The organism is Ligilactobacillus salivarius (assembly GCF_035231985.1).
GTDB classification, from domain to species: Bacteria; Bacillota; Bacilli; order Lactobacillales; family Lactobacillaceae; genus Ligilactobacillus; species Ligilactobacillus salivarius.
The window spans coordinates 999943-1021591 of record NZ_CP117983.1 but is presented as its reverse complement, the minus strand read 5'-3'; the positions used below and the strand labels follow the sequence as shown (position 1 = coordinate 1021591).

The window sequence follows — 21649 nt, the reverse complement described above, 5'->3', positions numbered from 1 at the left end:
ATAAAAGAGATTAACTATTGAAAGTTAGTCTTTTTTTATTGTCATTAAAATTAAGTGGGAAAAAGATTATCAATATGTTAGAATTAATAAAAATACATCTTGTGCAATTAGTTGAAAGGGGAATTAACTATAATTATGAAAAGAGAAATTCCAGTAAATAGTGAAGGACATTACACAATTGGGGGACTTGACTCTTTAGAACTAGCTAAAAAATTTGGCACACCTACAATTGTTTATGATGTTGCTAAAATCAAAGAACAAATTGCAAAGTTTAAAGCAGGTTTTGAAGAAGAAAATGTTAAATATCACATTTCTTATGCTAGTAAAGCTTTTTCAAGTTTAGCCATGTATGACTTGGTGGCTAAGAGTGGTATTGGAAGCGATGTTGTTTCTGGCGGAGAACTTTATGCAGCTTTAAAAGGTGGAATGGATCCACAAGAGTTGGAATTTCATGGCAATAATAAATCCCGTGCTGAATTAGAAATGGCAGTTGATAGCAACGTTGGCTATATAATTGTTGATAATTTTTATGAAATTGATTTATTAAATGAAGTACTTACAGAAAAGAATAAGACAGCTAATATCCTATTGCGTTTAGCACCAGGTATCCATGCTGAAACTCATGAATACATCTCAACAGGTCAAGCTAAATCTAAATTTGGTTTTGATTTACAAAGTGGACAAGCAAGTGAAGCATTAGAAAAAACATTGGCTAACCCTCGTTTTAAAGTACTAGGTGTCCACAGTCATATTGGTTCACAAATCTTTGCAACTGCTGGTTTTGTAGAAACAGCTAAGAAATTGATGGACTTCTTAAGTGCTTGGAAGGAAAAATATGATTTTACAGCTGAAGTACTTAATCTTGGTGGTGGTTTTGGAATTAGATATACTGATCAAGACGAACCATTAGATGTAAAAGACTTTGTTAAGATCATTGTAGAAGCAGTCAAAGAAAAGAGTAAGGAATTAAACTATCCAATGCCTGCTATCTGGATTGAACCAGGTCGTTCAGTTGTAGGGGAAGCTGGTGTAAGTTTATACACAGTTGGTTCACGTAAAGATGTTGAAGGTGTTGGAAGTTTTGTCGCAGTTGATGGTGGTATGGGTGACAATATTCGCCCAGCCTTATATGGTGCCAAATATGATGCTGTTTTAGCTAAGGATCCTAATGCACCAATTGCACAAAACGCTTCAATTGTAGGTAAGTTCTGTGAATCTGGAGATATTTTGATTAAGGATTATGATTTTCCTAAGACAGAACCTGGCGATGTGATTGCGATGTTATCAACTGGTGCTTATGGCTATGTTATGGCAAGTAACTATAACCGTAATCCACGTCCAGCAATTGTTTTTGTTGAAGATGGTAAAGCTCGTTTAGTTGTAAAACGTGAAAGTTACGAAGATATGATTCGCAATGAAATTCTTTAATTAACTGGGAAGTGAGCATGTGGTAGTTGAACTAAAAAAGTTAGATATGAACCATTCGCTTGAGTTTTGGAAGCTGGCTTTTTCTGATCCTAAAGCAGAATGGCGAAATTGGAATGGGCCTTATTTCGATAATCACTATCCAACTAGAAAAGATTGGATAGCTGGTGGGGAACTTGATTATCTTGAAAGTGATATGCGAAAGGTAATCTATGTTGATGGTAAAATGGTTGGTTCAGTTTCTGCTTATTATGATGATGGGTATTTAAAACGTTGGTTAGAAGTTGGTTTAGCGATTTATGATGAGCGGAAGTGGGGTCAAGGGATTGGACACCAGGCCCTGGAACTTTGGATTGATGAATTATTTCAACGAATTCCACTACCACATATTGGACTCACAACCTGGTCTGGAAATCAGCGTATGATGAAGTTAGCTGATAGATTAGGTCTAAAATGTGAGGGACGAATAAGAAAAGTTAGGTATTGGCAAAATACTTACTATGATTCCGTAAAATATGGTATTTTACGTGAAGAATGGGAAAATAGATAAGAAAAAACGATTTCTAGTAATATAGAAATCGTTTTTTGCATTATGCTAATTTTAAGTGATTTTCAAGATATCTTGCTAGGCCATCATGTTCATTATCATATTCAGTGATATCGTTAGCGAGTGATTTTAGTTTATCAGTTCCATTTTGCATAACGACACCCCAACCAGCATAGTCAATCATAGAAGCGTCATTATGTTCATCGCCAAAAGCAATAATATTCTTTTTATCAATATTGTATGTCTTAGCTAAGAAATCAACACCTTTAGCTTTATTGACACCTTTAGGGGAAAGTTCAAGAATTGGATTTTTGCCACCCCAAACGCCAACTGTAATCTTATCGCCAAAGTTAGCTTTTAAAGTTTCGACAATATTAGGTAATCTGTGTTCATCAACTAACATAGTCATCGCAGAAGGATCTTTTTGCAAGTTAATGGCATTTAAGACTTCATTTGCTTTCAAAGTTGCTGGAAAGAAATCTGGAATAATATTATTAGGTTGATCAGCTAAAGCATAATTTTTACTTTCAGCAGCGACAATCTTGATTCCAAGTTTTTCTTTTTCAGCTACTAAATCAAGTGCGATATCTTTAGAAAAAGTTTCAATGTATTCTTTATCCCAATTTTTATGTGGAATATGTCCTAAAGCACCGTTGAAATTAATCATCGGAGTAGGAATATTCAATTCATCGTAAAAGTTTTCAGAAATACGATTAGGACGACCAGTCACGATTGAAACGATATGGCCAGCTTGGGCAGCTTTTTGTAAAATTTCTTTAGTATATGATGAAATTTTAGATTCGTTATTTAAAGTTGTTCCGTCTAAGTCAATCGCAATTAACTTTCTTTCCAAATTATTCACGTCCTTAATCTTAATTTTTACCTGTAATAAAAACAGTAACGTTTTAAATTTAACATAAAGCTGTTAGAAATACTAGAGAGAAGTAAAGAGTTCGTTGTATAATTAATTCATTATATAGTAAGAAAAGAGGCGGAGTTCATGATTTCTATTATTACAAAAGAAATTAATGATTTACCAATCCTAGAAATTTGCGATAGTGAGAAATTAGGTGAAGAATTACCACTTGTCTTTTTCTATCATGGTTGGACTGGATGTAAAGAAAGAGTTTTAACTCAAGGTTATGAAATTGCTAAAAAAGGATTTAGAGTAATTTTACCGGATGCTTTATATCATGGAGATCGTCAAGAGGGCGATGTAAAAGGGCATGTTCTTGAATTTTGGAAAATTGTCTTAAATTCAGTTAAGGAATTTCCAACTTTGGTTGATTACTATCGTGAAAATGTTGGAATTAAAGATGGTTTTGTAGGAGTTAGTGGTTTATCAATGGGCGGGATAACGACTAACGCTTTAATGACAACATATCCATGGGTAAATGCAGGAGTTTGCCTAATGGGTAGTCCTAAACCAGTTAAATTTGCGAAGAAATTAGTTGTTGATGCGGCTACACAAGTTAAAGGAATGCCTGATACTGAAGTTGATAAGCAAATTTCAGCTTTAGAACCATTTGATTTATCTTTGAATTTAGAAAAATTAGCTAGTCGTCCGCTTCATTTTTGGCATGGTACAGCAGATAAAATGGTACCTTACCAAGATACGGTGGACTTTTATCGCGAAAATATAGGTAAAAGTTATACAGAAAATGTTACTTTAACCACAACAGAGAATGCGGGTCATAAAGTCAGCCAAGAAACAACTTTAGAAATGGCAAATAAATTTAATCAATATTATCAAAAGTTTGTCGGTAAGAGGTAAGCAGAATTATGAGAATATTTAGAAATAAGTTGTTGATCATTTTATATGTCTGCTTATTAGCTTTTTGTAGTGTTTGGGTGTTCTTTAAGATTCAAGAACGCGATATTGTTAATCAATTGAACAATCATAACCTTTCACAAAACGCCTATGAAGTAGTGATGAAAGGAACAACTTCTTTGGAAGATATTAATAATAAGATTTCTAACTCTAGCAAAATTGATGATGTTCAAGTTCATTATCAAGATAAGAAGAATAGTAATCTAACTTATTTCTTTGGAAAAGGTGATTACAGTACTACACCAATGGTTTCTGGCAGCTTTTTTGCTGATAATGACTTTAATTCAGAAGTTACAGTAGCTTTAGTAGGAAAGAATATTGCTAAAAAACTATACAAACCTAAAGATCAAGATTATTTAAAAGTAAACTCAGGTTATTTGCCAGTATTAGGAGTTATGGGAGAAAAACGAAGCTCTTCAAGTTTAGATGATCAGATTTTTATTTCAGGTGCAATTTCAACTTTAAAGACTTTAACAAGTAAGGATTATCGAATTGTGATAGATTCTGAAAAGCCTTTAGATGCAAAAGTTATTAAACATGTCTTAGGTGCCAAAGAAGTTAAGACAATGTTTACTAACTCATTGGGTATTCCTAAGGGTGTATGGTTAACTTCCTTAGTTCGTAAATTAGTTGCGCTATTGTTTATTTTTGTAGCTTTCTTGGCAGAAGCAATTTTATGGGGTGTATCTTACAAGAGAAGATATGTTATCAAACGTGCAACGGTTAATCGTGCCACTTTCCAAGAATGGCAAGTCTTTACAATTTTAGCACTTGTAGGAATGAGTGCAGGGACAATTTTAGGCTTAATATATTTTACGCTATATAGTTATACTGGAACTATTATTTTTAACACCTTAATGTTAATAACGGGAAGTATCGTTTGTTACTTAACAATTTATGATAGGATAAAAAAACAAGTAAAGGAATAGATTAGAGAATGGATTTACCTAAAGATTTTATTGAGAAATATCAAAATTTATTAGGAGATGAAGCTGAAGATTTTTTGGCTAGTTTGGATGAAAAAAGTGTGATAGGTTTTCGTTTAAATCCTTTAAAACGTCATTATAAAGATGTAGATTATGATTTAACTGCTAGTGTTCCTTTCGCTCAAGATGGATTTATTGGTAAAGTAAGTGGACGTTCACTTGAACATCAAGCAGGCTATGTGTATAGTCAAGATTTAAGTGCGATGTATGTAGCAGCGGTAGCTAATGCACAACCGGGAGAAAAAGTGTTAGATTTATGTGCAGCTCCCGGTGGAAAATCAACGCAACTTGCTGAACAACTCAATAATCAAGGCTTATTAGTAAGTAATGAAATTAATACCAAGCGAGCCAAAATTTTAGCAGAAAATATGGAACGCATAGGTGCTAAGAATGTAATTATCACTAATGAATCTCCTGATAATCTCGCGAAAGTATTTAAGGGGTATTTCGATAAAATTGTTGTTGATGCTCCTTGTTCTGGAGAGGGTATGTTTCGTAAAGACCATAGTGCGGTTAAGTATTGGCATAAAGATTATCCAGATGAATGTGCTCATCGCCAGAAATTAATCTTAGAAGAAGCGATGAAAATGCTCAAAACAGGTGGCGAGTTGGTTTATTCGACTTGTACGTTTGCTCCAGAAGAAGATGAACAAATTGTAGCTTGGTTATTAGAAAATTATGACTTAACTTTGGAACCAATTACTAAGTATGATGGTATGGACAGTGGACGTCCAGAATTTGCAGATGGCAATAAAGACTTGGCTAAAACAATTCGTTTGATGCCACATCATTTTGAAGGTGAAGGTCAATTTTTAGCTAAGTTAAAATTTAACGGGGAAGCTGCAAGTGTAGCTAAAAAGAAGTCTAAGAAGAAAAAGAAAAGTAAAACTATTTCAACTGATGAGTTGGACTTATGGCACAAATTTGTAGCCGATTTTTCAAGTCAGGAATTGAACTTTGCTGATCAAGATTTACGTATTAATGGCGACTATCTTTACTATTACAATAAAAATTGGTTGGATATAAATAAGTTGAAATATGTTCGACCAGGTTTGATGTTGGGGACTTTCAAGAAGAATCGCTTTGAACCTAGCTATGCCTTGGCTTTAGCAGTACAGGAAGCTGCTGAAGAAAATGTAATTGAATTGTCTAAAGGTAAATGGGCAGAATACGTATCAGGTAACACTATATTTTTGAGTGGTAACACTAGAAAAAATGGCTGGTATCTATTACGTTGTGAAGAAAAGAATTTTGCATTTGGCAAATTAGTTAATGGAACTATAAAGAACTTTTTCCCTAAAGGATTAAGATTTCAAGCTTAAGGGAGGAAGGAAGACTACTATGAGTATCAAAGAAATAAGCAATAGCGTAGAAGACATTGAAGCATTACAAGCGATAGCTAAGCAAACTTTTACTGAAACATTTGGTAGTCAAAATACTGCTGAAGATTTGGCGAAGTTTCTTAGTGAAGAATATGCTTTTGATAAGTTAAAAGCTGAAGTGGAAAATCCAGAATCATTTTATTATTTCTGTTATTTTGAGGATGAACTTGCAGGATATTTAAAATTGAATGTTGGTGCAGCTCAAACAGAACCAGATTATCCAGAAGCACTAGAAATTCAAAGGATATACGTATTGCAAAAATATCAAGGAAAAAGAATTGGTCTAGCTATGATGCAACAAGCGTTAGCAGTAGCAGAAGAATTAAAGAAACCGCAAGTTTGGCTAGGTGTTTGGGAAAATAACTTTAAGGCACAAGTTTTCTATCAAAAATCTGGTTTCAAAAAAGTTGGATCACATGACTTTATTTTAGGTGATGATATACAAACGGATTATATATTGGTGAAGGAATTATGAAAAAATTTAAACTTTTAATACGTTTATCATATTTAATTGTATTATTAGAAGTATTCTACTATTTAAGAATATCGCCTCAAGTAATCGGTACGCATTTTGTGAGGGATAATATTCCTGATAGTTTTGGAAACAAATATCAGCTATTTCTCTGGGAACTGCTGATATTAATTATGGGTGAAAGTATTATTTTAATAGAAAAGAACTGGCGTGTAAAAAATAAATTGGATAATTTACCAGAGCTATTACCAAGAGAGTACAGATTATTAGCATTGCCAGTAGTTATCATTATTATGGCAGGTTTTATAATGTTTCAACAAATAAGTGTTTAAAAAAGCTTTATTAAGAAGTGATTACGATAGTTATTGTAATTCACTTCTTATTTTTTTGTATTTAGTTGTTGACATTAAAACAACAGGCTTGTATATTATAGTTATTGATTATAAAACAACAAGTTTAAAAGATAAGTTAGGAGAAGATAATTATGAAATATGGTATTACAGCAGCAACTGGTCATTTTGGTCAAGTAGCAGTTAAGGAATTAGTAGGTTTGGTAGGAGCAGACAATGTTGTCGCAATTGCACGTAACTTAGAAAAAGCTAAGCAATTACTTCCTGATGATATTGAAATTCGTCAAGGTGATTATGATGATAAGAATAGTTTAGTTTCAGCTTTTGAAGGACTAGATAAGGTATTATTTATTTCGTCTCAACCGGGTGGTAAAATTTCCCGTCTAGAACAGCATACAAATGTAGTAGATGCTTTGAAAGAAGCAAAAGTAAAATTTGTGGCATATACAAGTTTCCCACATGCTGATCAAGCTAAGTCTGCATTAGCTAGTGATCACACCGCAACTGAAAAATTAATCGTAGAAAGTGGCATTAAACATTCATTCTTGCGTAACAACTGGTATTTAGAAAACGAAGCCGGTTTCTTAAATGGGGAAGATATTGTTTATGCTGCTGGTGATGGTAAAGTAGGTTGGGCATTAGAACGTGAATATGCAGAAGGTGCAGTAAAAGTACTTGTTAGCGATGAAACAAAAGATGTCTATGAATTTGCTGGTGCAAGTAGAAACTATGCAGATTTAGCTAAGGCAGTCGGCAAAGTCTATGGTAAGGAAATCGCAGTAACAAATGTTGCTAGTGAAGACTATAAGGCAGGTTTAGAAAAAGCTGGTCTAGACGAAAATACAATTGGATTCATTTTAATGATTCAAGATCTAATCAAGCAAGGAGAACTTACAGAAGAAACTTCTGATTTGGTAGATGTATTGGGTCATGAATTAAAAGCTTTGCCAGAAGCAATTAAAGAAGTTATTGGTCGCTAATTTGTTGAGTATTAACTATACCTTTGTTAAAATGAAGAAAGTTAGATTTGAGAGGTATAGCGATGAAACATTCATATAAACTAAGCGATGCAATTCATATTTTAACATATGTTGATATATACAAAAATGATGATTTAAGCAGTGCTAGAATTGCGGCAAGTATTGAAGCTAATGCTAGTGTTGTGAGAAATTTAATGTCAAAATTAAAAAAAGCAGGGCTATTAAATAATCAGCCGGGAGTAGCTAGAGCAAGTTTAGCAAAGCCAGCAAGTGAAATTTCAGTCTTAGATGTCTATCGTGCAATTACATCAACAGCTAGTTTGTTACATGTTGATCCTAAGACTAATCCTAATTGTGTGGTAGGTGCCAATATCCAAAATACATTGGAAGAAGTATATCAGAGAGTGCAAAATGCTGCAGAGTTAGAGATGAGCCAGATTAGTATTCAAGATGTAATTGATGGAGTGCTAGAGAGCGAAAGATTGAAACAGAAGGCTGGTGGCGATGATGACACCCTTGATTAAGGGCATTAATCTAGATGCTGCAGGGCGATGTAAACATTACCACAAAGATGCAGACATTGCGGCTTTAAAATGTAGTCAATGCGATGAATATTATGCTTGTTATCAATGCCATGATAGCCTGGAAGATCATAAATTTGTAGCAAGCAATAAAGGCGATTATCCTGTGATGTGTGGCGTATGTCGACGTTTATTGGACTTTGACGAATATACAAGTGGTGCATGTCCTAATTGTCATCATGGGTTTAATCCGCGATGTAAATTGCATTATGAAATATATTTTGAAAACTAAGACCAATTTCAGTTAGTTTAAAGTCGTTAATTATCTTTTATTAGGTTTAAATGTAAAATACAATAATTTTTAAGATGGCTTAAAATCATGTTGTGAGAAGCATGAGTTTTAGGCTATTTTTTTGTGCTTTCGTCTCGATTTTCTTTCTCAATAGGGAAATAACTTGTGGGTAGAATAGTTTAATTGTTTAATTTGATTAAATAAAGAGAAAGTGTAGGTAGATAATGAAAGCAGCATACATTGAACATTATGGACAAGAAAAGTTAACTTTAGGTCAACTACCTAAACTTAAGATTACTTCAGCTAAACAAGTTTTAGTCAAAGTTCTCAAAGCAAGTGTTAATCCAGTTGATCTGAAAATCCAATCTGGGAAATTACGTCCATTATTACATTTTTCAATGCCACTTATTTTGGGTAATGATTATGTGGGAATTGTTGAAGATATTGAGGCAGATGTTAAATCAGTAGAAATTGGACAATTAGTATTTGGTCGCATCAGCAAGAAACAAATTGGAACTTTTTGTGAGTATTTAGTTGATGAAGAAAATAATCTTGCTGTAGTTCCATCAGCATTGACACTCCAAGAAGCAGCAGGATTGCCATTAGTTGGTTTAACTGCTTACCAAGCACTATTCGAGAAAATGAAAGCTAAGAGTGGACAATCGATATTAATTCATGCAGGGGCTGGAGGAGTAGGAAGCTTGTTGATTCAACTGGCTAAGATGCAGGGCCTAACAGTTATTACTACTGCGAGTCAACGTAATCATGCTTGGCTGTATTCTCTAGGAGCTGATCAAGTTATAGATTATCATAAGAGTGACTTTACTGAAGTTTGCCCACCGGTTGATTATGTTTTTGATACTATTGGACAAGAAACATTATTACGCTCGTTTAAAGTAGTTAAGCCAGGCGGGAAAGTAGTATCTGTTTCAGGATTACCAGATGAAAAATTTGCTAAAGGTTACGGCCTGAATATAATTTGGCAAAAGTTATTTAAGCTAGGTAGTTACAAGATAAGGAAAGCTAGCCAAAAAGATAAAGCAGATTATGAGTTTCTATTCATGCATCCTGATGGAAAACAACTAGAGAAATTGGGTAAATTAGTTGCAGATAAGAAATTGAAAGTCAGACTTGATAAAGAATTTGACTTTGGTGATTTACAAGCGGCTTGTGATTATGTAGCAACTGGCCACGCTAATGGTAAGGTGGTGATTATAGATGTAGTGGGATAAGATAAAAATTTGCACAATAAAAAGCAAGTAATCGATTTGTATTTAAATAAATTAATTACTTGCTTATTTTTATTCTTCTGCAGCATCAGGTTGTTCAGGAACATTGTCACCAGCATTACTAGAATCGCCGGAATCACCATTACTATTTCCTTCATCTACAGAGTCTGATGGAGCAGGAGATTGGTTACCACCAGAATTGCCGTTACCAGATCCACTGCTACTACCTCCACCTTGAGGAGCAGTATACCCACCGCTATAGTAGTAACTAGATACTGGTGCTTGATATGTTGTAGTATTACCTTGACTTGTATTTTGTTGATTTGATGATGTATCTTGTGTATCATCGCTTGATGAAACTGAACTTGAGTCAGTTGATTCAGATACACTTGAACTTACAGAACTGCTTTGCTCAGAACTGCTAGAACTTTCCTTTTTCTTTTTCTTCTTTTTATGTTTTTTCTTTTTAGCAGCTTCAGCCTTATCATGTGCTTCTTTTTTAGCTTCTTTTTTAGCTTTTTTAATGCTTTCTGCTTTTCGAGAACTTGCTTTATAAGAAAATAAACTTTCATTAGAGGATTTACTTGATGACGTTATTGAACAAGCTCCTAGCGTCATTAATGTAAGCACAGAAAGGACAAAAATGCTTATTTTTTTCATTTATGTATACCTTCTTTTTTAGTACAGCTTTTAGCGACATCAGATTGCTGGTCGAAATATCTCATATTTAATACTATCTTATAATATTAAAACGGTCAACATTAAGAATAGTAGTAATTTAGCAAATATTTTTGTTACATTTTAGTTCTTGCCAACGTATATATTATAGGACGTCCAAATAGACCAAAACGAAATGGCAGGAATTTAATATGAAAAACTTTGAACCCAATCGGGCATTTAATACAGAAGTCGCAGCAGCTTTAGGAATTTATCAAGCAATTTTGATTCAACAAATTCGCTATTGGCAAGAGAAGTCAACACATGAGATTGATGGAAGAAAATGGATTTATAATACTTATCAAGATTGGTCCAAGCAGCTTACATTTATTTCAGAGCGAACCATTAGGAGAGAACTAAAGAAATTAGCTGAATTAAAGATTGTTAGAGTTGCGAAATACAATATTTCAAAATTTAATCATACAAAGTGGTATTCACTAGACGAGGAGAAGCTACAAGAATATTTAGACAATAAAACACCTGAATGTCGAACTGGACAAATTGGACAGGTAGAGTGTCCTAGGGAAGATAATGGAAATGGAAAATCTGACCAGTTCAGAACTGGACAAGTTGACCACTTCAAAGACAATAAAGTACCTAAGAATACATCATTAAATAATCAACAAAAGATAAAGGAGATCCTGGAATGTTTCAAAGAAGTTACCGGGCAGGTGTTTGATAAAGATAAATGGGGAATAAAATTGATTAAAGAAAGACTAGCAGCTGGAAATGATGTAGAACAATGTAAAAGCATGATAGTTTTGAAAGCTAAGCAGTGGAAAGGAACACATGTTGAAAAATTTGTCCGTCCCCGAACATTGTTTGGTGATAATTTCAGTAAATATTATGCTGAATGTTATGCATATCATCGTGAAAACAACTATTTTGTTAATGACAAAGAAGAGAACATTGATCGAGACAAATTAAATCAAGAAATAGATATACTTTTAGCTAAGATTTGAGTGTTACAACAATACTATTTTTTTCGTATATATCAGTGAGAGGAGGAATTTGGAAAAGAAGGGGGATTTTCAATGAAATTAATCTTAACGAAATTAACATTTTGTGGCTGGATTTTAGGTTTTAAGCAAAAAGTAAGCTTTGAAAGAACCACGATTGAAAAAGAACCTGAATATAAAACAAATAGAAGTGAGTGACAGGCTTCTTGAATAATTAATATAAACAGGATTTAGAGTAAGTAGGAATTCGCTTTCATACTTACTCTTTATATATTTATAAATTGTGATAAGATGTAGTTAGAAGCTAATATGGGGAGGTTTTAACTATGAATGAAATTGAATTAGCCCATGTAAATGATGTTGACAGATGTTTGGAAATTATTGATAGTGGTAAGAAATTTCAAAATGATCAGGGATTTACTGAATGGACAGATGACTATCCTAATCGTGAAAGTATATTAGAAGATATTCTAGCTAATAAGGGATTTGTGTTACGTGTAGATGGTATCATTGCCGGCTATTTACGAATAGATTTTACAGGTATGCCATATTATAAAGAAATATTAGGAGATTGGCATACGGAAGAACCTTACGCAACAGTTCACAGTTTTGCAATAGCAGAAGAATATCGTAATCAAGGCCTAGCAAGTATTGCTTTGGAATTAGTGGAGAGATTGACATATGCTTGTCAAATTTATGGAGTTAGATTAGATACAGCTCTTGAAAATGAACGAATGAAACATATTTTGAAGAAGAATAATTATCAAATATGCGGAAAAGTTAATTTTAAGGGTGCAGATAGAGTGGCCTTTGATAAGGTGTTGAAAGAAAAATTTTAATAAGATCCAATCTTATACTTTATACGAAAAAGGATTGAAGAAAATGAAAAAGAAATACTTAGTTACAGGGGGAGCTGGGTTTATCGGTTCAAATCTAATTGAAAAAATCATTTCACAAGGAGATGAAGTTGTTGTTGTAGGTAGGCATCTACCAGCTGAATACAAAGAAGATGCTAATAATTTAAAAGATAATATTACTTTTTATCAGGCTGATGTTACTGATTATGAGTTCATGGAACAGTTATTAATCAAAGAAAAATTTGATTATATTGTATTATTAGCTGCAGTTATTAGTATTTCAGGTACAATAGCTGAGCCTCTTAGCACACATTTTATTAACCAAGAAGCAATTTTATATATTTATGAAATTATTCGAAAGAACAAGTTAAAGGTAGAAAAGGTACTATTTACTTCCTCATCAGCTGTGTATGGGAACATTGCTGATACACCTAGGCGTGAAGATATGCCGGTAAGTCTTGAAAATCCTTATGCAATAGATAAATTTGCAAGTGAAAGATACGCTATGTTTTACGAAAAAGTCTATGGTATTCCAACAGTTGCTGTGCGTTTCTTTAATGTATACGGGCCTAGACAAAAAGCACATGGGAAATCTGCAGGTGTATGTGCAATTATCTTAGATTGTTTGCTTAATGACAAGGAATTTAAGCTAAATGGCGATGGAAAGCAAACACGTGATTATATGTATGTAACAGATGCAGTTGATGCTACGTTGATGTTACTGAAAAACCCCAAAATAAGTGGAGAAATCTTCAATGTTGCTTCTGGAAAATCGGTAAGTTTAATAGACTTAATAGCAGCTTTTGAGAAAATTACAGGCAAAAAGCTAAAAATTATACATAACAAGGGTTTGAAATTTGATACCAAAAATTCACTTGCGGATATCACAAAACTTGAAAAAACCGGCTTCCTTCCTAAATATACGTTTGAATCAGGATTGAGACAATATGTAAAAGAAGAAAAACGCCGGTTGGAATATAATTAGTAAAGTAGATTAACCTTTTCAATTAATTTATGATAGATACGTTGATTGAACCAAATTTCACTGACCTTAGAATCTAAGCTAGATAAATCAAGCCAAGCAATTTGACTATTTTCATCAGGTTTAATACGTAATGGCATAGTAGTATCAGCTTCGAATAGGTAAGTAATGTTTAAATGTAAGTGCGAAGAAACATATTCTCCACGTTTTTCGTGTCCATCAACAGTTAGAACTTCAAGCGAGAAAATATCGTCTGATAAAAATTTAACATCAGTTAGGTCACTTTCTTCTTGAATTTCTTTGAGAATTACTTGCTTTAAATTGGAGTTGCCATCAGCATGTCCTCCAAGCCAAGACCAAGATTGATAGATATTGTGATAAGCCATTAGAACTTTATTTTTATCAGGGCTGATAATCCAAGCTGATACAGTAAAATGAGCTAATTTGTTTTTACGAGTAAAAATATCTTTGGCATTAGCAAGTTGGTCAATAATAAGCTGCTTATCTTGTTTTTCTTGTTCGTTAAAAGGAATATATGATTTAAGTTGGGACATTAAGTCATTCATAGTAAATCCACCTCCTGAAAGATTGCAAATCAATTATAGCATTTAAAGAGAATGAAAAGACAGTCGAGAATGACTGTCTTTTTTAGGTTCTATTAAAATAGCAGAACTTATTCACAAGATACTTGTGACACTCTTCAAGGACCTTATCCATATTTTTTGAATCTTCATCAGAATAAAGAAAAGTAAAAGTTTCTTTAAGAAGTTGATGAAGCATTTCTTTTGTATAAATATCACGAGGAATATCTTTTAATGTACCAATATCAATATAATCAGAAATTGTAGAAATAGTTTTTTGTGCATTGAAATTTAGCAGAGTTTCAAGAGTATACAGGAAATGAGCAGTAACTTTTAAACTAGTTCTAAAACTTGTTTTCTGATTTAAAAAGGTAACATACCCTGATAATCCTTTGAATTTAAAGGCAATATCATGGTGACTAGTATCCCAAATAGATTCGACCAGGCAAAGATTGATCCAAGTGGCAGGATGCTGAGAAGAACGAATGAAACAGTGAGAATCAGAAATAGCAGATGTGTATGCCTGAAATTTATGATGCTTCTTGATTATCTCAGTAATTAACTTGGTGAAACATATACCATTCGTCTTATTAAGTAGAGTTGTTATAGAAAATTTTGATAATACTACACCTTGATTTTTATCAAAAATAATGGACTTATACTTTGAAGGAGTATTTTTTAGATTGAATATGAAGTAAGTGGAACTATTGTTAATTGTATAGGTAGATCTATACTTTCCGATCTTCAATAATTTATCAATATCAATTTCATGATTAGTATCGAATAAATTATTTGTATAGATCATAATTTCCCTCCTTTGGCGAATTTTATATTTTATAAGTAAATAATCTATCAAAAAACAGTTTATAAATCAATATTTTTTTATTTATTTGCAAAATTAATTTTAGCTTACGGAATTTCAGAAAAATGACGTCAAATTAATTAGGTATTGATAAGTATTAAGTTATAAGACTGATAACGAATACATGGTAAAAAATCAAGAGTAAAATATTTTGCAACACATCCTGAAATGAATATTTTTGATGGGGTGCATGAATTTTAAGACCTATTTATTCTTAATGAGTACAAGGCGCCAGTACAAATTATTTTTAGAGGTGAAATAGTGAAACGAGGGTTTGAATACGCATTGAAGAATAACGGACTTATTTATGGAGTGCTAGCACAGTTAAATTACAAGGTGGGGCATCCTGATTTTGAAGATATGTTTGAAGAAGCGAGAATTTTACTAGCTGAGATATATACCGAATATTATCGTAAAGAAAATGCTAAAGAGGAATGCGGAAGTTATATGTTTCAAAAACTAAAGTGGCGCTTATTGGATAAACTAAGGCAAAAGAAGCGTAAGCAAGTAGAAGTGTGTTTTAGTCAGTTAGCCAATGAGGATGATGAATTACCCCAAATAGAAGAAATTATCGAAACTGGGGATAACATTGAGATTAGCGATGCTCTATATCAGTTATATAAAAGATGTACTGATAATGAAAAAATGTTGTTGAGCTATTATAGTGTAGGAATAACTAAGACTACAGAAATTGCGAAGTTAATGGGGAAATCACGAATGACAATTAATCGTTGGAGAAAAAGCATCCAAGAAAAATATTTAGAATTAAATAATGAAAAATAAAAATGCATGTTACAAATGGCCCCAAAATTACGTATATATCTATGTAAGCTTCAAGATGAGCTTAACAATAATTTAAAGGAGGCCGTTAAAATGGCAAAAGAAGTTAAAAAATCTGTATTATACATTTATGGTACCAAGGAGGATGGAGATACGCGTCGTCGTTCCTACCATAATTTAGTGAATAATGTCGGTGCTGAAAAGTTATCTGCATTTGGAAAAATTATTGGTGAATTATCTGGAGAAGAAACTCAAGATATTGAAATTGTCGAAACTAGCATGGTTAAGGATTAATTAAGGAGGAATTTAAATGAAAGTTAGAGCATTAAATCTTGGATTCAAAGCAGCAGACGGAAAACATCATACATTAAAATTAAATAACGTATCTACAAATCTTGATGAGAGTAAACTTCGAGAAGCGATGAATAAGTTAGTTGAATTAGATATGTTTCAAGATAAATTTGGAACAAAGTTATATGCAGAGGCAGTTAGTGCGAAGTATGTTGATACAGAAACTCAAACAGTTTTTACAATTGAAGACTAAGTAAAATTTGAATAAGCAATAAGGCATGTCAGAAATGATATGTCTTTTTAACGTTGAAATAAATTTATTTAATGCTATAATCTTAAGTATAGAACATACGTTTGTAGCGGAGGAAACTTATGCCAAATTATGTCATTGTAAGAAATAGAGATGGAAAGCCAATGGAATATTATCGACAAAAGACGAAGACGTTTGTCGGAAGTCTTCAAAGTGCTAGTAAATGGAATAGTAAAAAAATGGCACAACCAGCTTATGATAAATTAATCAAAAATGGTGAAAAGAACTTAGAAATAGTAGATAGCGATAAAATTAAAATAACAATTCAGACAGATAAATGGGAAGACTATGCTAAGAGAATCGCACATGCTGATAATAAGACTTTTTATCAAGAAGTAGAAAAAGTGGCATCTTTCCTAATAGCTAGTCCTTTGATAGTTGAAGAAATTAGAAAAGAAATATCACAGGAAGATGGTGTTGTACTACAAGATATTTTACATACTGTAGAGTTAGGCGACTATAACAAAGATGAAGGGCTTGAATTGTTGGGAGATTTGCGTAGTAGTCGTCAAAAACGAAGAAACTATAAAGATAAGCAGGAAGTTATGAATATGTTGCTAGGTGGCGATGAAAATACTGGTTCGCAACATGCGATGGATGCGTTAGATAAGATAAAAGAAGTAACAAGTCCTAGAAGTTATCAGTATCGTAATCCAAAACTCAAACAAAAATATAGTAAGTTATTACAATCTAAACAAATAAAGACTATTGAAAAATTAATTAAGCGTGTTTGGAAGCTGGTAAAATAAGGGATTTTAGAGCTTTATATATTTTTTTCGAACATATTTTTGATAAAAATACTGGACAGAACAATCGAACGTATGTATTATAAGTTACGTAAAGAATGTGCGTTCGAAAAAAAGTAAAGGTGAGATTAATATGAATCGAGTATATGAAGGAATCCAATTTGCAACAGTAACAATCACATTATCAGCAGTAATTACATTGATCACGTTATTTGTTACACCATCTGTATGGCAATTAATGTTGTTAATTACAGGAGAAGTTATCGTCATTAATGCTGCTTACTTAACATTTGTATTGATATTACTAGGACTTAAGAACCTATTAGATTATTGGGAAAAGAATAAATCCAAATTCAAATATTTAAATTAGATTTTTTCTATTGACTATTAGTAATTGATTTGTTAATATTTTAGTGTTGTATTTGTGCATATCACATCTGCAACCGCACGTTTTAAGTTTAAGTATCTCTTTGGAGGTCACTACATTACGGCGAGTCTAAGTATTTTAAGAGGAGGTGCACATAGATGTACGCAATTATTAAAACAGGTGGCAAGCAACTTAAAGTTGAAGCTGGTCAAACAATTTACGTAGAAAAGCTTGATGCAAAAGAAGGCGACAAGGTAACTTTTGATAAAGTTGTTTTTGTTGGTGGCGATAAGACAGTTATCGGTACTCCTTTTGTTGAAGGTGCTACAGTTGAAGCTACAGTTGAAAAACAAGGTCGTGCTAAGAAAGTTGTTACTTTCAAGTACAAGCCTAAGAAGCATCAACACACAAAGCAAGGTCATCGTCAACCATATACAAAGGTTGTTATTGACGCTATCAATGCTTAATTTGTCTAAAAGGTTGGTATTAGAATGATTAGAGCAAGATTTTTATATCGTGATAAGTTAATTTCTGGCTTTGAAATGCGAGGTCATGCTGATTCCGGCAAATATGGACAAGATATCGTTTGTTCAGCTGTTTCAGTGTTAGCTATAAATACAGTTAATAGTCTTGAGAAACTTGCTAACGCCAATTTGAATATCGTTTCTGATGATGAAAATGGCGGACTGTTAGAAGTACATGTTAGTGAGAACTTTCTTTCAAATGAAAGTGTAAAGTTATTATTAGCTAGTTTAAAACTAGGACTTGAAGATGTTGAAAAAATGTACGGTGATTTTATAAAAATCGAGAATAACTAATTATTAGGAGGTGCAATCATTATGTTAATGAATTTACAATTCTTCGCTCATAAAAAGGGTGGTGGTTCCACAGCTAACGGCCGTGATTCACAATCTAAGCGTTTAGGTGCTAAGAGTGCTGACGGACAAGTTGTTACAGGTGGTTCTATCTTATACCGTCAACGTGGTACACGTATTTACCCAGGTGTTAACGTTGGTATGGGTGGCGACAACACATTATTTGCAAAAGTTGCAGGTGTTGTTAAGTTCGAACGTAAAGGACGCGACAAGAAACAAGTTTCTGTTTACCCTGTTGCTGAATAATATATAGTTTAAAACGTCTTAAATCCTTGATAGGTAAGGATTTAAGACGTTTTTTGTTTGTTAAGATATGAGAAATATGAAAACATGATATGGTGAAATTTGAGATGCTTAGTCTTATTTGCTAATATGTAAGATATAATAAAGTAAGTATTTTTGTAAGTTTGAATTTAATATAGTAATTAGTCTTTCTAATATAGGTGGTTGCTGATATGAAATATAATTATAAAGATTTGAAAAGTAAAACAGTAGATGAGCTTGCAATGATGTATTTTGATAAGCATAAAGGTAGTATTCCACCGTTTCTTGGGGCAACACTTGATGAACTTAAAGAGGTGTTTATCTATGCATTACTAAATGATATAGAAATTGAATTTCCAAAAGTAACTGAAGGTATTTTTGGATAAAGTATTCTATGTTAGCAGTACTCGGGAAACGTAATTTAACAATTGAATTTTTAGATAATAACGATTTTTTTCAATAGAGTTTCTAAATCATCTTTCTAACTAATAACTAAAAATCCCACTTTTTGAAAGAATTATTTCAAAAAGTGGGATTATTTTTTACGTCTTTCTTTGAAAGGAACACTAGATAGATTGAACCAGAAGGGATAGCTAGTAGTTTTGAAGAAAATATCAAAATACTGGCTGCCATGTTCTTCACCATCAATCTGTAGAAATTCCAATGATTTAATAGTTAAATGAATTTGATCATCTTTGAAGCGATGGAATGACTTCAAATTAAGTTGTTTATGAAAATATAAACTTACAATCAACATAAAGAAACGTATGAAATTCATATTTTCAGTAACGATCAAGTCGAGTTTCTTATCTTTAATGTTAGCTTGAGGAGAGAGTGAAACATCTCCTTCAAAATAGGGATGGTTAGCAACATTCATGATATAGACATGTTTGAAAAATCTATAGGAGTCACTAACTCTAACCGTAGTCGAAAAAGGTTCTTGATTATAATAAGCACTTATACTGCTAGTAAGGAATGGAAGAAAACCTCGGCGGAAGAATTTACGTTTCTTCTTACGATTGTAAATACTTGTAATAAAAGCATCCATGCCTATACCAAAATTATTTAAGAAGTAACCTTGAGTGTTTCGTAAAGTTTCTTGGTAAGTACCAATTGTATAGTATATCTTATCTGTTGTATTGATAACTTGCTTTAAAGCGACGACAGGATTAAGTGAAAGTCCAATTGCTTTGGCAAATCCATTTTCAATCCCAGCAGGAACTAGACCAATTGGTAGATCGAAACGTTGTGCTTGCTTGATACCATTTAAAACATCGACTAAAGTTCCATTTCCACCTACAACTAAGACGACAGTTTTACTCTTTTCTCTTTCAGCTAAATCCAAAGTAAAATTTTTAACAACTTCAACAGCATTTTCATTAACTTTTTTGTAAGTAAATTTGACTCCTTGTGTCACTAATTCTGAATGAATAGTTTGCCAGATTTGTTTAGCATTACCATTTTTGGCATATTCATTGACAACTACAAAGTATTCCAAGGTAATCCTCCTTTCTTAGAGATTTGATTGCAAAAATATTTCATTCTTTATTATAATTTTACAAATAATTATCAACTATGCAATTATAACGAACAATCAACACAATTGACAAGTATAAAGAAACGATTACATAGTAAATTTTCTTTAATCTTTAACTTTAAATTATCGCAATATAAGATATAAAAACATATTTTGAGATTTGTTGATAGATTTTTTTGATTAAAAGGTGGTAGAATGGAAACAATAACTTTAAGAAAGGTGGCCTATATAACCATGCTTGATAACATGATTTTTAAGCAACTAATGAAACATTCTTTTACAATTCCAGTAGAGGTAACCTATCCTAATGGGAAAACTGAAAAATATGGTAATGGTGCCCCACAGGTAAAAATTAAAGTTAATGAAAAGATACCAGTAAAAGATTTACTGAGAAATGCTTCAATCACATTAGGTGAAGCATATATGGATAAGAAAATAGAAGTAAGTGGTTCTTTACAAGTGCTTATTAATTCAGCATATGAATCAGCAAACAGTTTCTTGAATAATAATAAGTTTAAACGTTTCTTACCAAAACAATCACATTCTGAAGAAAGTAGTAAGAATGACGTTCAAAGTCATTATGATTTGGGAAATGACTTCTATAAATTATGGCTTGATAAAACTATGACATATTCATGTGCTTATTTTGAAAAGCCAGATGATTCTTTAGAAGAAGCCCAAATGAATAAAGTTCATCATATCTTAAAGAAATTAGATCCAAAACCAGGTTCTAGTTTATTAGATATTGGTTGTGGTTGGGGAACATTAATGTTAACTGCCGCAAGGGAATATAATATGAATGTTGTTGGTATTACTTTAAGTGAAGAACAGTATAATGCAGTTAAACAACGTATTAAAGATGAAGGATTGGAAGATCAAGCTGAGGTACTTCTTGAAGACTACCGTGAACTTGATCATCTACCATTTGACTACATTACAAGTGTTGGTATGTTTGAACATGTTGGTGAAGAAAATCTAGGTGAATACTTCAATACAATTTCAAGATATTTGAAGAGTAATGGGGTAGCATTGATTCATGGTATTACTCGTCAACAAGGTGGAGCATACAATGGTTGGATTAATAAATACATTTTCCCAGGTGGTTATGTGCCAGGTTTAAATGAAAATCTAACACATATTATTGAATCAGGTATGCAAGTGGCTGATATAGAAATGCTACGTCGTCATTATCAAAAAACTTTGGAAATGTGGACAGATAATTTCCATAAAGTATTGCCAGAAGTAAGAAAAATGCATGATGACAGATTTATTCGTATGTGGGACTTATATCTTCAAGCTTGTGCAGCTTCATTTGAATCAGGGAATATTGATGTAATCCAATACTTGATTTCTAAAGGTCCAAGTGCCCGTACTTTACCAATGACAAGAGATTATATGTATAAAGATTAGTCACAAAGTACTTTGAAATATTGTCTATTAGGCAAATTCCAAAGTACTTTTTAGTATGAATTTGATAGAAAAGGTCAGATTTAGTCAAAATTTAGT

At 32.6% G+C, this 21649-nt stretch carries 30 protein-coding genes and 1 other annotated feature; of the genes, 25 read left to right on the top strand and 5 right to left on the bottom strand.

The window, feature by feature from the left end:
* The first annotated feature begins 135 nt into the window (after nt 1-135).
* Both lysA and PTA89_RS05150 read left to right on the top strand, forming a co-directional pair.
* Nucleotides 136-1428, top strand: coding sequence for a diaminopimelate decarboxylase (lysA, locus tag PTA89_RS05155; RefSeq protein ID WP_324177021.1), 1293 nt, complete (start codon nt 136-138; stop codon nt 1426-1428).
* Between the two features lie 19 nt (nt 1429-1447).
* A complete protein-coding gene (locus PTA89_RS05150; RefSeq protein WP_095758569.1) occupies nt 1448-1975 on the top strand; it encodes a GNAT family N-acetyltransferase in 528 nt (175 codons plus the stop codon).
* 40 nt (nt 1976-2015) lie between these two features.
* On the opposite strand, the gene PTA89_RS05145 is transcribed toward PTA89_RS05150, so the two are convergent.
* The gene (locus PTA89_RS05145) at nt 2016-2825 is read right to left on the bottom strand and encodes a Cof-type HAD-IIB family hydrolase (RefSeq protein ID WP_324177020.1); all 810 of its coding nucleotides are present in this window, start codon (nt 2823-2825) and stop codon (nt 2016-2018) included.
* 147 nt (nt 2826-2972) lie between these two features.
* On the opposite strand from PTA89_RS05145, the gene PTA89_RS05140 reads away from it, so the two are divergent.
* The 9 genes from PTA89_RS05140 (at nt 2973) to PTA89_RS05100 (ending at nt 10018) form a co-directional block, all read left to right on the top strand.
* Nucleotides 2973-3746, top strand: coding sequence for a prolyl oligopeptidase family serine peptidase (locus PTA89_RS05140; protein WP_003710272.1), 774 nt, complete (start codon nt 2973-2975; stop codon nt 3744-3746).
* An 8-nt stretch (nt 3747-3754) separates the two neighbouring features.
* Nucleotides 3755-4732, top strand: coding sequence for an ABC transporter permease (locus PTA89_RS05135; RefSeq protein WP_324177019.1), 978 nt, complete (start codon nt 3755-3757; stop codon nt 4730-4732).
* Between the two features lie 8 nt (nt 4733-4740).
* Nucleotides 4741-6111, top strand: a complete 1371-nt coding sequence (locus PTA89_RS05130; protein WP_276489535.1) for an RsmB/NOP family class I SAM-dependent RNA methyltransferase — start codon at nt 4741-4743, stop codon at nt 6109-6111.
* 19 nt (nt 6112-6130) lie between these two features.
* Nucleotides 6131-6646, top strand: coding sequence for a GNAT family N-acetyltransferase (locus tag PTA89_RS05125; RefSeq protein WP_081534641.1), 516 nt, complete (start codon nt 6131-6133; stop codon nt 6644-6646).
* Nucleotides 6643-6975, top strand: a complete 333-nt coding sequence (locus PTA89_RS05120; protein WP_095758573.1) for a hypothetical protein — start codon at nt 6643-6645, stop codon at nt 6973-6975. Before PTA89_RS05125 ends, PTA89_RS05120 begins: the two co-directional genes overlap by 4 nt.
* Nucleotides 6976-7127: 152 nt before the next feature.
* Nucleotides 7128-7973, top strand: a complete 846-nt coding sequence (locus tag PTA89_RS05115) for an SDR family oxidoreductase (protein WP_324177018.1) — start codon at nt 7128-7130, stop codon at nt 7971-7973.
* Nucleotides 7974-8035: 62 nt separating this feature from the next.
* A complete protein-coding gene (locus PTA89_RS05110; protein WP_081509443.1) occupies nt 8036-8497 on the top strand; it encodes an Rrf2 family transcriptional regulator in 462 nt (153 codons plus the stop codon).
* Nucleotides 8478-8786, top strand: coding sequence for a CHY zinc finger protein (locus tag PTA89_RS05105; RefSeq protein ID WP_134354662.1), 309 nt, complete (start codon nt 8478-8480; stop codon nt 8784-8786). Before PTA89_RS05110 ends, PTA89_RS05105 begins: the two co-directional genes overlap by 20 nt.
* A 224-nt stretch (nt 8787-9010) precedes the next feature.
* Complete coding sequence (locus PTA89_RS05100) at nt 9011-10018, top strand: NADP-dependent oxidoreductase (protein ID WP_324177017.1); 1008 nt, start codon at nt 9011-9013, stop codon at nt 10016-10018.
* Between the two features lie 69 nt (nt 10019-10087).
* Here PTA89_RS05100 and PTA89_RS05095 read toward each other — a convergent pair whose 3' ends face one another.
* On the bottom strand, nt 10088-10675 hold the full coding sequence (locus tag PTA89_RS05095; RefSeq protein ID WP_134354664.1) for a hypothetical protein: 588 nt from the start codon (nt 10673-10675) through the stop codon (nt 10088-10090).
* A 209-nt stretch (nt 10676-10884) separates the two neighbouring features.
* Between PTA89_RS05095 and PTA89_RS05090 the strand changes: the two genes are divergently transcribed.
* The 4 genes from PTA89_RS05090 (at nt 10885) to PTA89_RS05075 (ending at nt 13533) form a co-directional block, all read left to right on the top strand.
* A complete protein-coding gene (locus tag PTA89_RS05090) occupies nt 10885-11694 on the top strand; it encodes a conserved phage C-terminal domain-containing protein (protein WP_003706380.1) in 810 nt (269 codons plus the stop codon).
* A 72-nt stretch (nt 11695-11766) separates the two neighbouring features.
* Nucleotides 11767-11889 (top strand): hypothetical protein, encoded by a 123-nt coding sequence (locus PTA89_RS05085; RefSeq protein ID WP_003700355.1) that lies wholly within the window; start codon nt 11767-11769, stop codon nt 11887-11889.
* Nucleotides 11890-12017: 128 nt separating this feature from the next.
* On the top strand, nt 12018-12530 hold the full coding sequence (locus PTA89_RS05080; protein WP_003710252.1) for a GNAT family N-acetyltransferase: 513 nt from the start codon (nt 12018-12020) through the stop codon (nt 12528-12530).
* 43 nt (nt 12531-12573) lie between these two features.
* The gene (locus tag PTA89_RS05075) at nt 12574-13533 is read left to right on the top strand and encodes an SDR family NAD(P)-dependent oxidoreductase (RefSeq protein ID WP_324177016.1); all 960 of its coding nucleotides are present in this window, start codon (nt 12574-12576) and stop codon (nt 13531-13533) included.
* Here the strand turns inward: PTA89_RS05075 and PTA89_RS05070 are convergent.
* Both PTA89_RS05070 and PTA89_RS05065 read right to left on the bottom strand, forming a co-directional pair.
* Nucleotides 13530-14096, bottom strand: coding sequence for an NUDIX hydrolase (locus tag PTA89_RS05070; RefSeq protein ID WP_268857557.1), 567 nt, complete (start codon nt 14094-14096; stop codon nt 13530-13532). The genes PTA89_RS05075 and PTA89_RS05070 overlap by 4 nt on opposite strands.
* 82 nt (nt 14097-14178) lie before the next feature.
* Nucleotides 14179-14916, bottom strand: a complete 738-nt coding sequence (locus PTA89_RS05065; protein WP_324177015.1) for a hypothetical protein — start codon at nt 14914-14916, stop codon at nt 14179-14181.
* Between the two features lie 318 nt (nt 14917-15234).
* On the opposite strand from PTA89_RS05065, the gene PTA89_RS05060 reads away from it, so the two are divergent.
* The 9 genes from PTA89_RS05060 (at nt 15235) to PTA89_RS05020 (ending at nt 18992) form a co-directional block, all read left to right on the top strand.
* Nucleotides 15235-15756, top strand: a complete 522-nt coding sequence (locus tag PTA89_RS05060) for a sigma-70 family RNA polymerase sigma factor (protein ID WP_003710248.1) — start codon at nt 15235-15237, stop codon at nt 15754-15756.
* A gap of 90 nt (nt 15757-15846) precedes the next feature.
* On the top strand, nt 15847-16047 hold the full coding sequence (locus PTA89_RS05055; RefSeq protein ID WP_003701799.1) for a DUF1659 domain-containing protein: 201 nt from the start codon (nt 15847-15849) through the stop codon (nt 16045-16047).
* A 16-nt stretch (nt 16048-16063) separates the two neighbouring features.
* Complete coding sequence (locus PTA89_RS05050; RefSeq protein WP_081512284.1) at nt 16064-16297, top strand: DUF2922 domain-containing protein; 234 nt, start codon at nt 16064-16066, stop codon at nt 16295-16297.
* Between the two features lie 119 nt (nt 16298-16416).
* Nucleotides 16417-17103, top strand: coding sequence for a hypothetical protein (locus PTA89_RS05045; RefSeq protein ID WP_268857559.1), 687 nt, complete (start codon nt 16417-16419; stop codon nt 17101-17103).
* A gap of 130 nt (nt 17104-17233) precedes the next feature.
* A complete protein-coding gene (locus PTA89_RS05040; protein WP_081512282.1) occupies nt 17234-17470 on the top strand; it encodes a hypothetical protein in 237 nt (78 codons plus the stop codon).
* Between the two features lie 61 nt (nt 17471-17531).
* Nucleotides 17532-17608, top strand: a sequence feature (ribosomal protein L21 leader region).
* Nucleotides 17609-17625: 17 nt separating this feature from the next.
* Nucleotides 17626-17934 (top strand): 50S ribosomal protein L21, encoded by a 309-nt coding sequence (gene rplU, locus PTA89_RS05035; protein ID WP_003700335.1) that lies wholly within the window; start codon nt 17626-17628, stop codon nt 17932-17934.
* A gap of 24 nt (nt 17935-17958) precedes the next feature.
* A complete protein-coding gene (locus PTA89_RS05030) occupies nt 17959-18285 on the top strand; it encodes a ribosomal-processing cysteine protease Prp (RefSeq protein WP_081512278.1) in 327 nt (108 codons plus the stop codon).
* A 21-nt stretch (nt 18286-18306) separates the two neighbouring features.
* Nucleotides 18307-18588, top strand: a complete 282-nt coding sequence (gene rpmA / locus PTA89_RS05025) for a 50S ribosomal protein L27 (RefSeq protein ID WP_003700332.1) — start codon at nt 18307-18309, stop codon at nt 18586-18588.
* Between the two features lie 209 nt (nt 18589-18797).
* Nucleotides 18798-18992 carry a hypothetical protein gene (locus PTA89_RS05020; protein WP_081512274.1) on the top strand — a complete coding sequence of 65 codons (195 nt, stop codon included), beginning with the start codon at nt 18798-18800 and terminating at the stop codon, nt 18990-18992.
* A gap of 149 nt (nt 18993-19141) precedes the next feature.
* Here the strand turns inward: PTA89_RS05020 and PTA89_RS05015 are convergent, their stop codons facing one another.
* Nucleotides 19142-20104: a diacylglycerol/lipid kinase family protein gene (locus tag PTA89_RS05015; protein WP_324177014.1), complete on the bottom strand. Its 963-nt coding sequence runs from the start codon at nt 20102-20104 to the stop codon at nt 19142-19144.
* A gap of 273 nt (nt 20105-20377) precedes the next feature.
* Here PTA89_RS05015 and PTA89_RS05010 point away from each other — a divergent pair, with 273 nt between their 5' ends.
* Nucleotides 20378-21553 carry an SAM-dependent methyltransferase gene (locus PTA89_RS05010; protein WP_081509419.1) on the top strand — a complete coding sequence of 392 codons (1176 nt, stop codon included), beginning with the start codon at nt 20378-20380 and terminating at the stop codon, nt 21551-21553.
* Nucleotides 21554-21649: the final 96 nt, after the last annotated feature.

Excerpts from the sequence above, each read along its gene's own strand:
- PTA89_RS05065 (WP_324177015.1), bottom strand. The coding sequence starts at position 14,916 with ATGATCTATACAAATAATTTATTCGATACTAATCATGAAATTGATATT.
- PTA89_RS05070 (WP_268857557.1), bottom strand. The coding sequence starts at position 14,096 with ATGAATGACTTAATGTCCCAACTTAAATCATATATTCCTTTTAACGAA.
- PTA89_RS05135 (WP_324177019.1), top strand. The coding sequence starts at position 3,755 with ATGAGAATATTTAGAAATAAGTTGTTGATCATTTTATATGTCTGCTTA.
- PTA89_RS05020 (WP_081512274.1), top strand. The coding sequence starts at position 18,798 with ATGAAATATAATTATAAAGATTTGAAAAGTAAAACAGTAGATGAGCTT.
- PTA89_RS05100 (WP_324177017.1), top strand. The coding sequence starts at position 9,011 with ATGAAAGCAGCATACATTGAACATTATGGACAAGAAAAGTTAACTTTA.
- PTA89_RS05085 (WP_003700355.1), top strand. The coding sequence starts at position 11,767 with ATGAAATTAATCTTAACGAAATTAACATTTTGTGGCTGGATTTTAGGT.
- rpmA (WP_003700332.1), top strand. The coding sequence starts at position 18,307 with ATGTTAATGAATTTACAATTCTTCGCTCATAAAAAGGGTGGTGGTTCC.
- PTA89_RS05080 (WP_003710252.1), top strand. The coding sequence starts at position 12,018 with ATGAATGAAATTGAATTAGCCCATGTAAATGATGTTGACAGATGTTTG.
- PTA89_RS05130 (WP_276489535.1), top strand. The coding sequence starts at position 4,741 with ATGGATTTACCTAAAGATTTTATTGAGAAATATCAAAATTTATTAGGA.
- PTA89_RS05010 (WP_081509419.1), top strand. The coding sequence starts at position 20,378 with ATGCTTGATAACATGATTTTTAAGCAACTAATGAAACATTCTTTTACA.
- PTA89_RS05045 (WP_268857559.1), top strand. The coding sequence starts at position 16,417 with ATGCCAAATTATGTCATTGTAAGAAATAGAGATGGAAAGCCAATGGAA.
- PTA89_RS05140 (WP_003710272.1), top strand. The coding sequence starts at position 2,973 with ATGATTTCTATTATTACAAAAGAAATTAATGATTTACCAATCCTAGAA.
- PTA89_RS05125 (WP_081534641.1), top strand. The coding sequence starts at position 6,131 with ATGAGTATCAAAGAAATAAGCAATAGCGTAGAAGACATTGAAGCATTA.
- PTA89_RS05030 (WP_081512278.1), top strand. The coding sequence starts at position 17,959 with ATGATTAGAGCAAGATTTTTATATCGTGATAAGTTAATTTCTGGCTTT.
- PTA89_RS05040 (WP_081512282.1), top strand. The coding sequence starts at position 17,234 with ATGAATCGAGTATATGAAGGAATCCAATTTGCAACAGTAACAATCACA.
- PTA89_RS05055 (WP_003701799.1), top strand. The coding sequence starts at position 15,847 with ATGGCAAAAGAAGTTAAAAAATCTGTATTATACATTTATGGTACCAAG.
- PTA89_RS05090 (WP_003706380.1), top strand. The coding sequence starts at position 10,885 with ATGAAAAACTTTGAACCCAATCGGGCATTTAATACAGAAGTCGCAGCA.
- rplU (WP_003700335.1), top strand. The coding sequence starts at position 17,626 with ATGTACGCAATTATTAAAACAGGTGGCAAGCAACTTAAAGTTGAAGCT.
- PTA89_RS05115 (WP_324177018.1), top strand. The coding sequence starts at position 7,128 with ATGAAATATGGTATTACAGCAGCAACTGGTCATTTTGGTCAAGTAGCA.
- lysA (WP_324177021.1), top strand. The coding sequence starts at position 136 with ATGAAAAGAGAAATTCCAGTAAATAGTGAAGGACATTACACAATTGGG.
- PTA89_RS05095 (WP_134354664.1), bottom strand. The coding sequence starts at position 10,675 with ATGAAAAAAATAAGCATTTTTGTCCTTTCTGTGCTTACATTAATGACG.
- PTA89_RS05105 (WP_134354662.1), top strand. The coding sequence starts at position 8,478 with ATGATGACACCCTTGATTAAGGGCATTAATCTAGATGCTGCAGGGCGA.
- PTA89_RS05120 (WP_095758573.1), top strand. The coding sequence starts at position 6,643 with ATGAAAAAATTTAAACTTTTAATACGTTTATCATATTTAATTGTATTA.
- PTA89_RS05050 (WP_081512284.1), top strand. The coding sequence starts at position 16,064 with ATGAAAGTTAGAGCATTAAATCTTGGATTCAAAGCAGCAGACGGAAAA.
- PTA89_RS05110 (WP_081509443.1), top strand. The coding sequence starts at position 8,036 with ATGAAACATTCATATAAACTAAGCGATGCAATTCATATTTTAACATAT.
- PTA89_RS05075 (WP_324177016.1), top strand. The coding sequence starts at position 12,574 with ATGAAAAAGAAATACTTAGTTACAGGGGGAGCTGGGTTTATCGGTTCA.